This window comes from Streptomyces sp. NBC_01571, assembly GCF_026339875.1.
In the GTDB taxonomy this organism is placed as follows: Bacteria; Actinomycetota; Actinomycetes; order Streptomycetales; family Streptomycetaceae; genus Streptomyces.
On the sequence record NZ_JAPEPZ010000001.1, the window covers coordinates 1,724,633 to 1,737,653 of the forward strand.

Genomic DNA, 13,021 nt, shown 5'->3' on the forward strand with positions numbered 1-13,021 from the left:
GGTGATCCGTCAGGCCCCGTTCCGGCGCTACCAACGCCGGGATGGGGCCGCTCCCTTTTCCGGGAGCCGATGGGACTATTTAACACCACGTGGTCCTACTTAGCAACAGACCGCAGGACTCGCTTCGCCGCGTATCTGTCTCACATTCGTCTCACGCGCCCGGCGACTCGGGCCCCGAGGCAGTACGTCTGACCTGCACTTCGACCGTGCTCGTGCGCGGAACGGACCCCCTGTGCGCGTGCACTAAACTCCATCCACGTGACTGCCGCGCCCGCAAAGCCCCGTATCCCCAACGTCCTCGCCGGACGCTACGCCTCCGCCGAGCTCGCCACGCTCTGGTCCCCCGAGCAGAAGGTGAGGCTGGAGCGTCAGCTCTGGCTCGCCGTTCTGCGGGCGCAGAAGGACCTCGGGATCGAGGTGCCGGACGCCGCCCTCGCCGACTACGAGCGTGTCCTCGACCAGGTCGACCTGGCCTCGATCGCCGAGCGCGAGAAGGTCACCCGGCACGACGTGAAGGCGCGGATCGAGGAGTTCAACGACCTCGCCGGGCACGAGCAGGTGCACAAGGGCATGACGTCCCGGGACCTCACCGAGAACGTCGAGCAGCTGCAGATCCGGCTCTCGCTCGAGCTGATGCGCGACCGCACGGTGGCCGTGCTGGCGCGGCTCGGCAAGCTCGCGGGCGAATACGCCGAGCTGGTCATGGCGGGCCGCTCGCACAACGTCGCGGCGCAGGCGACCACCCTCGGCAAGCGTTTCGCCACCGCCGCGGACGAGCTCCTCGTCGCGCACGGCCGGGTCGAGGAACTGCTCGGCCGCTACCCGCTGCGCGGTATCAAGGGCCCGGTCGGCACGGCGCAGGACATGCTGGACCTGCTGGACGGGGACGCGGCGAAGCTCGCGGACCTGGAGCAGCGCGTCGCCGGACACCTCGGGTTCTCGCAGGCCTTCACCTCCGTGGGCCAGGTCTACCCGCGCTCGCTGGACTACGAGGTCGTCACCGCGCTGGTGCAACTGGCGGCGGCTCCGTCGTCGACGGCCAAGACGATCCGGCTGATGGCCGGGCACGAGCTGGTCACCGAGGGCTTCAAGCCGGGCCAGGTCGGCTCGTCCGCCATGCCGCACAAGATGAACACCCGCTCCTGCGAGCGCGTCAACGGTCTGATGGTCGTCCTGCGCGGCTACGCCTCGATGACCGGCGAGCTGGCGGGCGACCAGTGGAACGAGGGCGACGTCTCCTGCTCGGTGGTGCGCCGGGTCGCGCTGCCCGACGCGTTCTTCGCGCTCGACGGTCTGCTGGAGACCTTCCTCACCGTCCTCGACGAGTTCGGCGCGTTCCCGGCCGTCGTCGCCCGCGAGCTCGACCGCTACCTGCCGTTCCTCGCCACCACCAAGGTCCTGATGGGCGCGGTGCGCGCGGGCGTCGGCCGCGAGGTCGCGCACGAGGCGATCAAGGAGAACGCGGTCGCCTCGGCCCTCGCGATGCGCGAGCAGGGCGCCGAGCGCAACGAGCTGCTGGACAAGCTCGCCGCGGACGAGCGCATCCCGCTCGACCGCGCGCAGCTCGACGAGCTGATGGCCGACAAGCTGTCCTTCACGGGTGCCGCCGCCGACCAGGTCGCCGCCGTCGTCGCCCGTGTCGAGGAGATCGTGAAGCAGCACCCGGAGGCCGCGGGCTACACGCCGGGGGCGATCCTCTGACGCGGCTGACCCCCGCGGACCTGGAGGCCGCCCGCGACCGGCTCGTGCCGGATGTCGTCGCGGACGGCCTCCACGTTCTGTTCTGCGGTATCAACCCCTCTTTGATGACGGCCGCCACGGGCCATCACTTCGCGCGCCCCGGCAACCGGTTCTGGCCCGTGCTCCACCTGTCGGGCTTCACACCCCGCCTGTTGAAGCCCTCCGAGCAGGACGAACTGCTGTCGTACGGGCTCGGCATCACGAACGTGGTGGCGCGGGCGACGGCACGGGCCGACGAGCTGACCCCGGACGAGTACCGGGAGGGCGGCCGGCTGCTCAGGGCGAAGGTGGAGCGGCTGCGGCCGCGCCGGCTCGCGGTGGTGGGGGTGACCGCGTACCGGTCGGCGTTCGGCGAACGCGGTGCGGTGATCGGCCCGCAGGAGCGGATGATCGGGTCCAGCCGGGTGTGGGTGCTGCCGAATCCCAGTGGGCTCAACGCGCACTGGACGGCCGCGACGATGGCGGAGGAGTTCGGACGCCTGCGGTCGGCCGCCGCCGAGGACCGGCAGAGTTAGTTCCCGGGCTCACGCGTCCCGGCGGCGCACACTCCACGCGCCCGCGAGCAGTGCGCCGGCGGTCCACAGCGCCGTCACCCCGAGTCCGGCCCAGGGCCCCGGACCGCCGTCCGGCGATTCGTGCAGCACCGCCTGTCCCGCCTTGTCCGGCAGGAAGTCGGCCACGGTGCCCGAGGCTCCCCCGACGACGAAGGACACGATCAGGAGGAACGGGACGAGGATGCTCAAGGTGGCGACTCCGCTGCGCAGAACGGCCGCGAGTCCCACCGCGAACAGCGCCATCAGCGTCAGATAGACGGCGCAGCCGACGACTCCGCGCAGTTCCTCCTTCCCACTCAGCCCGCTCGCCCTGTCGCCCAGCACCGAGGTGCCCACGACCAGGCTCGCACCGCCCGTGACCAGACCGGTCACCAGCACCGGTCCCGCGACGGCCACCGCCTTGGCGAGGAACCACCGCACCCGGTCGGGGACCGCGGCGAGCGAGACGCGCAGGGCGCCGCCCTGGAACTCGGCCGAGACCGCCTGCGCGCCGAAGGTGATCGCCGCGATCTGCCCGAAGCTGACGCCGAAGAACACCGAGAACAGCGGGTCGAAGTCCTGGTCCCCCGAGTCGTCGAGGCCCGCGAGCGCGGAGAAGGCCGTGGTGGCCAGGAGGACGGCGACCAGTCCCCCGACGAGCGACCGCAGCGTACGGATCTTGATCCACTCGGCGCGGAGTGCGGGTACGAACGTCATGGTCAGGCCTCCTGAGACTGCGTCAGGGTCGGCGTGGCGGCGAACTCGGTCTCGTCCGTCGTCAGATCCAGGTAGGCCTGTTCCAACGTCGCCTCCTCCGCCGCGAGTTCGAGGATCGGCAGGTTCGCGGCCGCCGCGAGACGCCCGATGTCCTCCACGCGGGCGTCGAAGGCGGTCCAGCGTCCGTCCTCCCCCGGCACGGCCTCGATGCCGTGCCGGGCGAGCAGGCTGCCCAGCGCGGCCCCCTCCGTGGTGCGCACCCGCACGCGGGGCTGTACGCGCGCGTCGATGAACTCGCGCATGGGGGTGTCGGCGAGGAGCCGGCCCCGGCCGAGGACGACGAGGTGGTCGGCGAAGGACGCGGTCTCGTTCATGAGGTGGCTGGAGACGAGGACCGTGCGGCCCTCCCGGGCGAGCCCGCGCATCAACTCCCGGATCCAGATGATCCCTTCGGGGTCTAGCCCGTTCGACGGCTCGTCCAGCAGCACCACGGGCGGGTCGCCGAGGAGCGCGGCGGCGATGCCCAGACGCTGGCGCATGCCCAGGGAGTACGTCTTCACCCGGCGCCGCGCGACCGACGCGAGTCCCGCCTCCTCGAGGACCTCGTCCACACGCCGTTCGGGGACGCGGTTGCTCGCGGCGAGCGCGCGCAGATGATCGCGGGCGGTCCGCGAGCCGTGCGCGGCCCCCGCGTCGAGCAGGGCACCCACGCGCCGCAGCGGCTCGTGGAGGCCGGCGTAGGCGCGGCCCCCGATGCGGGCGCTGCCGGACGTGGGCCGGTCCAGGCCCAGGACGAGCCGCATGGTGGTCGACTTTCCGGCGCCGTTGGGGCCGAGGAATCCGGTGACGCGGCCCGGGAGAACACGGAAGGTGAGGTGGTCCACGGCGCGCCTGCCGCCGTACTCCTTGGTCAGGTCCTGGACGTCGATGCTGGTCATGTGCTCAGCGTGGCCGCCCCTGACCGGACGTCACCTCCCCCGCGGGTGGAGATCGTCTCCCCCGCCCGGGGGAGGCCGACGGCCGGTGCCGCCTGGCACGATGGCGCGATGGCCCGCCTTCTGCGCCCGCTGTGCCGGGGGACGACGTACACACGCCTGCTGCATCTGTGGGTGCCCATGCTGTTCGTCAGCGTGTGGCTGTTCATCGACATGTCGAAGCCCTGGGTGCCCGCGGCACTGCTGATCCCGCTGGGGCTCATCCCGGCCGTGCGGCGCGGCGAGGGGGTGCAGGCGCGCCACATGCTGGCGCGCGACAGCGAGGACACGGCGCTCTCGGTCACGCCCTCGGCCACGTGGCGGGACAGATGGCGGACCGTGCTGTGGCTGGAGGCACGGATGGCCATGGGTGCGGCGGCCTGCGTGCTGACCGTCTGGTTGCCGGTGATCGCCATCGACGTGCTCAGGGCTGCGTGGAGCCCGGTCGACGGCCCGGTCGTGTCGGTGTCCCATCCGCACTGGGCCTACGCACTCCTCGTCCCGCTGCCCCTGCTCGCTCTCTACGGCGGCGTGGTCGGCCTCGGCGAACTGACCACGGCCGTCGCGCGCCGTCTTCTCGGTCCGTCCCCCGCCGAGCGGCTCTCCGCCCTGGAGGAGCGCACCGAGCAGCTTCTGGAGCGCACGCGCATCGCCCGTGAGCTGCACGACTCGATCGGTCACGCGCTGACGGTGGCTGTGGTGCAGGCGGGCGCCGCGCGGGCGGCCGGCGATCCCGCGTTCACCGACCGGGCCCTCGGTGCCATCGAGGACACCGGCCGGGCCGCCCTGGAGGATCTCGAACGGGTGCTCGGTGTGCTGCGCGAGCCGGGGCGGCCGGCGAGCGGCAGACCGACGCTGACCGAGGCCGACCGGCTCCTGGACTCGGCGCGCGCCTCGGGGGCGAAGGTCGACGCCGAGGTGACGGGTCCGCTGGAGACCGTGCCGGGGCCTGTGTCCCGCGAGGGGTACCGCATCCTCCAGGAGTCCCTCACCAATGTGCTGCGGCACGCGGGCGGGGTGCCGGTCCGGGTGCGCATCGCGGTCGACGGCGGCAGCCTCGGCCTGGAGGTCCGCAGTCCGCTGAACGGGGAGGTCCCGGGGCCCGGCCGGGGCAGCGGTCTGCGCGGCATACGCGAGCGGGCGGCGCTGCTCGGCGGACGGGCGCGCACCGGACCCGACGAGGGCGACTGGCAGGTGCGCGTGGACCTGCCGCTGCGCTGACCCGTGCCGGTCCGCGTCCACGGACCCGTGCCGCTCGGCCACCAGCCGATCCGTGCATGGACATAGGCATAGGCATACACATACACATACACATCGGCATCGGCATCGGCATCGGCATCGGCTGCGCACGGTGGTCCGGACCGGTGCCGGGCTACGCCCCTGACGGTCCGTAGGACGTGATCTACGCTGGGCCGATGCCGGTCACCGTTCTCCTCGTCGACGACGAACCCCTCGTACGAGCCGGGCTGCGCGCCGTACTGGAGTCGCAGCCGGACATCGAGGTCGTCGGAGAGGCGGCCGACGGTGCCGCGGTGATCCCGCTGGTACGGCGGTTGCGACCGGACGTGGTCGCGATGGACGTCCGTATGCCCCTCATGGACGGCATCGACGCCACCCGCGCGGTGCTGCGGACCGTCAGCGATCCACCGAAGATCCTCGTGGTGACGACGTTCGAGAACGACGAGTACGTCTACGAGGCGCTGCGCGCGGGTGCCGACGGATTCCTGCTGAAGCGGGCACGGCCCGCCGAGATCGTGCACGCCGTACGGCTGGTCGCCGCGGGCGAGTCACTGCTCTTCCCCGCTTCCGTACGGCAGTTGGCCGCCGCCTACGGCAACGACGCGGGCAGTCCCGCGGCACGGGCGGCCATGGAGCGGGCCGCGCTGACCGAGCGCGAGGCGGACGTGCTGCGGCTGATGACACGGGGGCTGTCGAACGCGGAGATCGCGGCGCGGCTGGTTGTCGGCACGGAGACGGTGAAGTCGCACGTCAGCGCCGTACTGGCGAAACTGGGCGCCCGGGACCGCACGCAGGCGGTCATCGCGGCGTACGAGTCGGGGTTCGTGACCCCGGGCTGAGAACGACCGGCCGGTGGCGAAGAGGTCCCCGGCCCTCGCCGGAGCGCGCCGCGCCGAGTACGATCCGGCCAACACGCGCGCTAGCTGGGAGGACGGACGTTGGGGCGGTTGACCGGCGGGGACCCTTCTCTGCTGCGACGGATCAATTCGGCGGTGGTGCTGCACGCGCTGCGGGCCACTGAGTGCGCGACCCTCACCGAGATCACCCGGGTGACCGGGCTGTCGCGGCCGACGGTCGAGGGTGTCGTCGAGGGGCTGATCGAGGCCGGGCTCGTGGTCGAGAAGGCTGCCGAGGAGGGCGCCGCACGGCGCCAGGGCCGCCCGGCACGCCGGTTCAGGTTCCGGGCGGAGGCGGGGCATCTGCTGGGTCTGGAGATCGGTCCGCACCGGGTCGCCGTGCTCCTCGCCGATCTGGACGGGCGCGTACTGGGCGCGCTCTCCAAGGAGGTCGACGAGACAGCGCCCGCGGACGAGCGGCTCGACCGGCTGCGCACCGCGGTCGCCGAGCTGCTGCGCCGGGCCGGCGTCGCCCGCAGCTCCCTGCGCGCGGTGGGCGTCGGAAGCCCCGGGATCGTCGAGGCGGACGGCACCGTACGGCTGGGCACGGCGCTGCCGGAATGGACGGGGCTGCGGTTGGGCGAGCGGCTGAGCCGTTCCTTCAAGTGCCCGGTGCTGGTGGAGAACGACGCCAACGCGGCGGCGGTCGCCGAGCACTGGAAGGGTTCGGCGACCGAGTCGGACGACGTGGTGTTCGTGCTGGCCGGGTTGAGCCCCGGCGCGGGTTCGCTGATCGGCGGGCGGCTGCACCGGGGATACGGAGGCGCCGCCGGAGAGATCGGGGCGCTGCATCTGCTGGGCAGCGAGGCGACCCCCGAGACGCTGCTGTCGACCACGGACGAGCCCCTGCACCCGCTCGACGAGCAGGCCGTCGCCGAGGTCTTCGCGCTCGCCAAGGGCGGCGACCAGCGGGCCCGCGCGGCGGTCGACCGCTTCATCCAGCGGCTCGTGCACGACGTGGCGGCCCTGGCCCTCGCCCTCGATCCCGAACTCGTCGTGATCGGCGGCTGGGCGGCCGGTCTGGACGGTGTACTGGAGCCGCTGCGACGCGAGTTGGCCCGCTACTGTCTGCGGCCGCCCAAGGTGACGCTCTCCCTCCTCGGCGAGGCCGCCATCGCGACGGGTGCCCTGCGGCTGGCCCTTGACCATGTGGAGGAGCAGCTGTTCGCGGTGGAGGGGACCGTGACGGCGCGCCGCTGAACGACGGTCGACGCCGGTCCGGCTCGACGCCGGGGACCGCGCACCAGTGGCCGGGCGTCGGCTCCGCACGCCGATGACCGCACGCCAAGAGCCGGTCGCCGAGGCCCGGTTGGCGAAAAGCCGTCGCGCCCCGGAGTGTCCGGGGCGCGACGGCTACGGCTCGGCGGCGGCCCGAGCTTCAGGGCTTCGGACTTCAGGGCCTCATGAGGCCCGGCGTTCGGGATCGTGGTGGATCTCCACGCGGCCGGAGTCCCCGAAGGTCAGCCGGCAGGTGTCGGCACGGTACGTGGCCACGGAGACCGCCGCGGTGCGTCCCCGGGCATAGAACCGGGTCGTGACGACGAGGACGGGCGCCCCTGGCAGCCGGTCCAGCTCCTTGGCATCGTCCGCGCGGGCCGAGCCGAGCTCGACGGCGCGGTCCTGGCCGTCCAGGTCGAGGCGCTGCAGTTCGCGCAGCACGGCACGGGCGCGTGCCGCCCCCGCGGGCGCGTCTATCGCCGAGAGGTCGGGCACCGACGCCGCCGGCACGTAGAGCAGCTCGGCGGCGACCGGCTGGCCGTGCGTGCCCCGCGAGCGTCGGATGGTGTGCACCGCGACGCCGTGGCCCGTCTCCAGGGCGTCGGCCACCGCGGCGGGCGGCACCGTCGTCGCGCAGTCCGTGGGCTGCCAGGCGTCGCCGACGGCCCCCGGCCACACGTGCTGCTCGGATCCGACGGCCACACCCACGCGCGGCGGGGCCACAGTGGTACCCACCCCGCGTCGCCGCTGCAGACGTCCCTCCAGCTCGAGCTGTTCGAGTGCCTGGCGCAAGGTGGCCCTGGCGACCCCGAACCTGGCCGCGAGATCTCGCTCGTTGGGCAGGATCTCACCCACCGAGAACTCGGAGTCCAGTGCCTCACTGAGCACCGTCCTGAGATGCCAGTACTTAGGCTCCGGCACCGTTTCCAGCTGCGTGGTCCCCACCCTGTCCTCCGCAATCGCCGTGACCCGGCGGCGTTTAGCGCCCTTGTTTATTAAAGGTTCCTGCACTATCTCTGCGACCATAAAGCCGCCCTCACCCTTGGTCAAGACCAATCCTCGATCCCTTACGGATTGCATAGGCGGGGTGCCGCGGAGCGTTCACAGACCGTTCGCGCTGGGCGATGTTCGTGACATGACGCCGAAAGCCCCCGTCCGCAGAACAGGGGCTTTCGGCTGGTAAGGGGGCGGTGCGACTACCGGTCGCCCAGGGACACCAGCTTCTCCGGGTTGCGCACGATGTAGACGCACTGGATCCGGCCGTCCACGACGTCGAGCTGGAAGACGCTGTCGGGCTTGTCGCCGGACAGGGCCAGCAGCGCCGCGCCGCCGTTGAGCTCCAGGAGGCGGAACGAGAGGTCGGGGGCGCCCTTCCGCGCGGCGCCGAGCAGGAAGCGGGCGACCTTGTCGGCCGTTTCGATGACCCGCAGCGGCGCCTTGGACAGACCACCGCTGTCGCCGACCAGCCGGACGTCCGGGGCCAGCAGGGACATGAGCCCCTCCAGGTCCCCCTCCGCCGCCGCGGCGAGGAACCGCTCGGTCAGATCACGGCGTTCGGCCGGGTCGACCTCGTAGCGCGGGCGCCTTTCCCCGACGTGCTTGCGGGCCCGCCCGGCGAGCTGGCGCACGGCCGGCTCGCCGCGGTCCAGGACGGCGGCGATCTCCGCGTACGGGAAGCCGAATGCCTCCCTGAGTACGAACACGGCGCGTTCCAGGGGTGACAGGGACTCCAGGACGACGAGGACGGCGAGCGACACGGAGTCGGCGAGCACGGCCCGCTCGGCGGTGTCCTCGACGCTGTTCCCGAAGTCGGTGACGTACGGTTCGGGGAGCCACGGGCCCACGTACGCCTCCTTGCGCGCCTGAACCTGGCGCAGCCGGTCGATGGCGAGCCGGGTGGTGACGCGCACCAGGTAGCCGCGCGGTTCGCGGACCTCGCTCCGGTCCGCGCCCGACCAGCGGAGCCAGGCCTCCTGGACCACGTCCTCCGCGTCGGCCACCCGCCCCAGCATGCGGTAGGCGACGCCCGTGAGGACGGAGCGGTGTTCTTCGAAGACCTCGGTAGCGGCATCGGTGGTCACTGCTCCATCCCAGCCGACGCGTCCCGTCCTGTCCAGGCGGCACGGGCTCCGCCGGTGCGGCGCGCCGGCAGGCCGATCCGGAGCTGTGCGGGGGGAGTTGACGGGCGTGCTCGGGACGGCGGTACGGCGGACACGCGCGTGTGTCGCGCGGTTCCCGGCCACCGGGGGCTACCCGTCGGTAGCGGTTGCTGACAAGCTGTCTACGACGTTGGTTCCGGCAGTGTGCCACCAGACGAGGAGCAGCATCATGTCCGCCACGGTCTCCTTCAGCCTCCCCTCCGCGCACGGCCCGAAGACCGTGACCGTGTCCTACGCGCGCGTGGGCACCGGAGAACCGCTGCTCCTGCTGCACGGCATCGGTCACCACCGGCAGGCCTGGGACCCGGTCGTCCACATCCTGGCCGCCGAGCGCGAGGTGATAGCCGTCGACCTGCCCGGATTCGGCGCGTCCCCCGCGCTGCCCGACGGACTCACGCACGACCTCGGCACGGTGGTACCCGTGCTCGGCGCGCTGTGCGAGGCGCTGGAGCTCGACCGTCCGCATGTGGCGGGCAACTCGCTGGGCGGACTCCTGGCCCTGGAACTGGGCCGCGAGAAGCTCGTACGGTCCGTCACCGCCCTGTCGCCCGCCGGTTTCTGGACGACGGCCGAGCGGCGGTACGCCTTCGGAGTGCTGATGGCGATGCGGCTGGGCGCGCGACGCCTGCCGCTCCCCGCGGTCGAACGCCTCTCGCGCACGGCGGCCGGGCGGGCCGCCCTGACGAGCACCATCTACGCCCGGCCCGGCCGCCGTTCACCCGAGGCCGTCGTCGCCGAGACCCTTGCGCTGGCCCATGCCGAGGGATTCGCCGAGACGCTGCGGGCCGGTATCAGCGTCCAGTTCACGGACGACGTCCCGGGACTGCCCGTCACCGTGGCCTGGGGTACCCGGGACCGGCTGCTGGTGCGCCGGCAGGGGATCCGCGCCAAGCAGATCATTCCGCGGGCCCGGCTGGTGCGGCTGCCCGGCTGCGGGCACGTCCCGATGAACGACGACCCCGCGCTCGTCGCCCGCGTCATTCTCGACGGCAGCCGCTGACCACGGCGCGTCGGCGGCCGGGACGCGTCTCCCGGCGCGGAGCCCCCGTGCTCCGGAGCCGAGGGCGACCCCCGTACCGACCAGCACGCTGCCGACGGCCTGCGCGGCGCCGTACGTGCCCGTGCCGACGAGCGGCGCGGTCCAGGCCGCCGCGACGGGGATGAGGCCGGAGAAGAGCGTCGCGCGCTCCGCGCCGATGCGCTGCACGCCCATGTACCAGGCCACGAAGCCGACGACCGTGACCACCACCGCCTGCCACAGCAGCGCGGTGGCCTCGGCGGCGTCCGGCGTCCGCAGCCATCCGCCGCCGCTGGTGAGGATCCCGGCCGCCGCCGACCCGAGTGCGGCGATCCCGCACACGGTGGCCGACAGGAGCCGTGGGCCCAGCGGGCGCAGCACGGGCACGGCGAGGACCGCGAAGCCCACCTCGCCGGCCAGCGCGCACACGGACCACGCGACGCCCACGCCGTCGGTACGGCCCCAGCCCTGGACGGTGGCGGCGCCCAGCGCGACGAGCGTCGCCCCGGACAGGACCCGGCGCCGCGGACGGCGACCCTCGGCGAGGGGGACGAGCACGGCCACGACGACCGGGGCACAGCCCACGAGGACCCCGGGGACAACCGGTTCCGCCGTGTGTTCCGCCGCGAGCACGGCGAGGTTGAAGCCGACCATGCCCACGGCCGCGAGCAGCGCGAGCCGCACCCACTGACGGGGCGCGAGACGGCGCAGCGGTGCCGTGCCGTTCCGGCCGGCCAGGGGCAGCAGCAGCGCGCAGGCGAGGCCGTAGCGCAGGAACTGGCCGCCCGCGTACGGGTAGTGGCCCAGAACACTGTTGGCGGTGAAGGACCCTCCGACGAGGACACAGGCGAGGGCGGCGAGCAGCGACCCCTTGGTGGTGGCGTTCATGGCGGTGACGCTACGAAGGACCGCGGTCCGGTTTAAGGTCCACTTCCATGACGCCATCGGGGACCAGTCACGGCGAGTCGGACGACGCCGCCCCGGGTGCCCCCGCCCCGGCGGGTCCCGCCCTGTGGACCGCCGCCTGGGAACTGCTCCTGCCGGCCGCTTCGGCACCGGCACGCGCGCGTGGCCGCGCTCTTCAGGCCGCGCTGCGGGAGGCGGTCCGTACGGGCCGGCTGGCGCCGGGTACCCGGTTGCCGTCCAGCCGTGAGCTGGCCGTCGATCTCGGTGTGTCGCGGGGGCTGGTCACCGACACGTACGAACAGTTGACCGCGGAGGGGTATCTGCGCAGCGACCGGGGCGCGGGGACCTGGGTCGGCGACGCCGTGCGAGCGGGCCTCCCGGCCGCCCGCGATCTCGCCCCACGCCCCACCGGGGCCGGCACCGACTTCCTTCCCGGGACACCGGACCTGTCCCTCTTCCCGCGCGCCGCCTGGGCCGCCACCCAGCGCGGGGTGCTCGCCGAACTGCCGCACCACGCCCTGGGCTACCCGGATCCCCGGGGTCTGCCCCGGCTGCGCACCGCCGTGGCGGAACTGCTCGTGCGACGCCGTGGCGTGGTCGCGGACCCGGAGCGCGTCGTCGTGGTGTCCGGGGTCGCGCAGGCGATGACACTGCTCGGATTCGCGCTCCACGCGCGCGGGGTGCGCGCCGTCGGCGTCGAGGACCCCGGCAGCCCCGAGCACGGTGCCCTGTACGCCTCGGCCGCGGTCGGCACCGTACCGCTGCCCCTGGACGGGGAGGGGCTGGCCATGGGACCGCTGCGGGCGTCGGGCGTACGGGCGGTGGTGACGACGCCCGCCCATCAGTTCCCTTCGGGGATCGCGTACTCCGCGCGGCGCCGCGCCGAACTCCTCGACTGGGCACGCTCGGTGGAGGGGCTGGTCATCGAGGACGACTACGACGGGGACTTCCGCTACGACCGGGCTCCCGTAGGGGCACTTCAGGGGCTCGATCCCGAACGGGTCGCCTACACCGGGTCGGTCAGCAAGTCGCTCGCGCCCGGTCTGCGGCTCGGCTGGCTGCTCGTACCGGCGTCACTCGCCGCGGAGGTCGTCGCCCGCAAGCGCACCATGGATCTGGGCAACCCCGTCGTCGACCAGGCGCTCCTGGCCCGTTTCGTGGAACGGGGCGACTACGACCGGCAGTTGCGCCGCTGCCGGCGCGCCTACCGGGAACGGCGGGACGCCCTCGTCGCCGCCCTCGCGGAGCACTTTCCCGGCACGGAGGTGTCCGGGGTCGCGGCGGGTCTGCACGTCATCGCCGCGCTGCCCGAACGGTACGGGCCGCCGGACGAGTTCCTGCCGCGGGCCACCGCGGCCGGGGTGGCGGTGCGTCCGCTGACGGACTACGAGCGGGTCGTGGAGGCGGGTGGCCTGCGTCTGGTCCTCGGTTACGCGCACCGGTCCCCCGCGCGGATCCGCGAAGGCGTACGGCTGCTGGCGGAGGCGGTGCGGGCCGGGACGGCCGGGTGAGCGGCTCGGGCGGGGAGGTCGGACGCGGGTTCGCGTGAGAGTCCCGGCTCACCTGCCTGCACAGGTACGGGTCGATGCACGTGGGACCGGGGGACGGCAGCCGACCCCCT

At 73.2% G+C, this 13,021-nt stretch carries 11 protein-coding genes and 1 pseudogene; 7 read left to right on the forward strand and 5 right to left on the reverse strand.

Annotated features, from left to right (window positions below):
* Positions 1 to 258 precede the first annotated feature (258 nt).
* Both purB and mug read left to right on the forward strand, forming a co-directional pair.
* Positions 259 to 1,701, forward strand: a complete 1,443-nt coding sequence (purB, locus tag OHB41_RS07870) for an adenylosuccinate lyase (protein WP_266697235.1) — start codon at positions 259 to 261, stop codon at positions 1,699 to 1,701.
* Entirely contained in the window at positions 1,698 to 2,255 is a 558-nt protein-coding gene (gene mug, locus OHB41_RS07875; protein ID WP_266705726.1) for a G/U mismatch-specific DNA glycosylase, read from the forward strand. The genes purB and mug overlap by 4 nt, the downstream gene beginning before the upstream one ends.
* Positions 2,256 to 2,264: 9 nt before the next feature.
* Here mug and OHB41_RS07880 read toward each other — a convergent pair whose 3' ends face one another.
* The gene (locus OHB41_RS07880; protein WP_266697236.1) at positions 2,265 to 2,990 is read right to left on the reverse strand and encodes an ABC-2 transporter permease family protein; all 726 of its coding nucleotides are present in this window, start codon (positions 2,988 to 2,990) and stop codon (positions 2,265 to 2,267) included.
* Between the two features lie 2 nt (positions 2,991 to 2,992).
* Entirely contained in the window at positions 2,993 to 3,928 is a 936-nt protein-coding gene (locus tag OHB41_RS07885) for an ABC transporter ATP-binding protein (RefSeq protein WP_266697237.1), read from the reverse strand.
* A gap of 108 nt (positions 3,929 to 4,036) precedes the next feature.
* On the opposite strand from OHB41_RS07885, the gene OHB41_RS07890 reads away from it, so the two are divergent.
* From OHB41_RS07890 to OHB41_RS07900, 3 genes are all read left to right on the forward strand, one after another.
* Positions 4,037 to 5,185 (forward strand): sensor histidine kinase, encoded by a 1,149-nt coding sequence (locus OHB41_RS07890; protein ID WP_266697238.1) that lies wholly within the window; start codon positions 4,037 to 4,039, stop codon positions 5,183 to 5,185.
* A 194-nt stretch (positions 5,186 to 5,379) separates the two neighbouring features.
* On the forward strand, positions 5,380 to 6,042 hold the full coding sequence (locus OHB41_RS07895) for a response regulator transcription factor (RefSeq protein ID WP_266697239.1): 663 nt from the start codon (positions 5,380 to 5,382) through the stop codon (positions 6,040 to 6,042).
* A gap of 99 nt (positions 6,043 to 6,141) precedes the next feature.
* Positions 6,142 to 7,299 carry an ROK family transcriptional regulator gene (locus OHB41_RS07900; RefSeq protein ID WP_266697240.1) on the forward strand — a complete coding sequence of 386 codons (1,158 nt, stop codon included), beginning with the start codon at positions 6,142 to 6,144 and terminating at the stop codon, positions 7,297 to 7,299.
* 201 nt (positions 7,300 to 7,500) lie between these two features.
* Here the strand turns inward: OHB41_RS07900 and OHB41_RS07905 are convergent, their stop codons facing one another.
* Positions 7,501 to 8,262: a GntR family transcriptional regulator gene (locus OHB41_RS07905; protein ID WP_266705728.1), complete on the reverse strand. Its 762-nt coding sequence runs from the start codon at positions 8,260 to 8,262 to the stop codon at positions 7,501 to 7,503.
* Positions 8,263 to 8,513: 251 nt separating this feature from the next.
* Positions 8,514 to 9,398, reverse strand: a complete 885-nt coding sequence (locus OHB41_RS07910) for an RNA polymerase sigma-70 factor (protein WP_266697241.1) — start codon at positions 9,396 to 9,398, stop codon at positions 8,514 to 8,516.
* A 247-nt stretch (positions 9,399 to 9,645) separates the two neighbouring features.
* On the opposite strand from OHB41_RS07910, the gene OHB41_RS07915 reads away from it, so the two are divergent.
* Positions 9,646 to 10,476: an alpha/beta fold hydrolase gene (locus OHB41_RS07915; RefSeq protein WP_266697242.1), complete on the forward strand. Its 831-nt coding sequence runs from the start codon at positions 9,646 to 9,648 to the stop codon at positions 10,474 to 10,476.
* A 555-nt stretch (positions 10,477 to 11,031) separates the two neighbouring features.
* Here the strand turns inward: OHB41_RS07915 and OHB41_RS51990 are convergent.
* Positions 11,032 to 11,439: pseudogene (locus tag OHB41_RS51990) on the reverse strand (EamA family transporter); the annotation flags it as partial.
* On the opposite strand from OHB41_RS51990, the gene pdxR reads away from it, so the two are divergent.
* Positions 11,430 to 12,911 (forward strand): MocR-like pyridoxine biosynthesis transcription factor PdxR, encoded by a 1,482-nt coding sequence (gene pdxR / locus OHB41_RS07925; RefSeq protein WP_266697243.1) that lies wholly within the window; start codon positions 11,430 to 11,432, stop codon positions 12,909 to 12,911. The pseudogene OHB41_RS51990 and the gene pdxR overlap by 10 nt on opposite strands.
* Positions 12,912 to 13,021 lie beyond the last annotated feature (110 nt).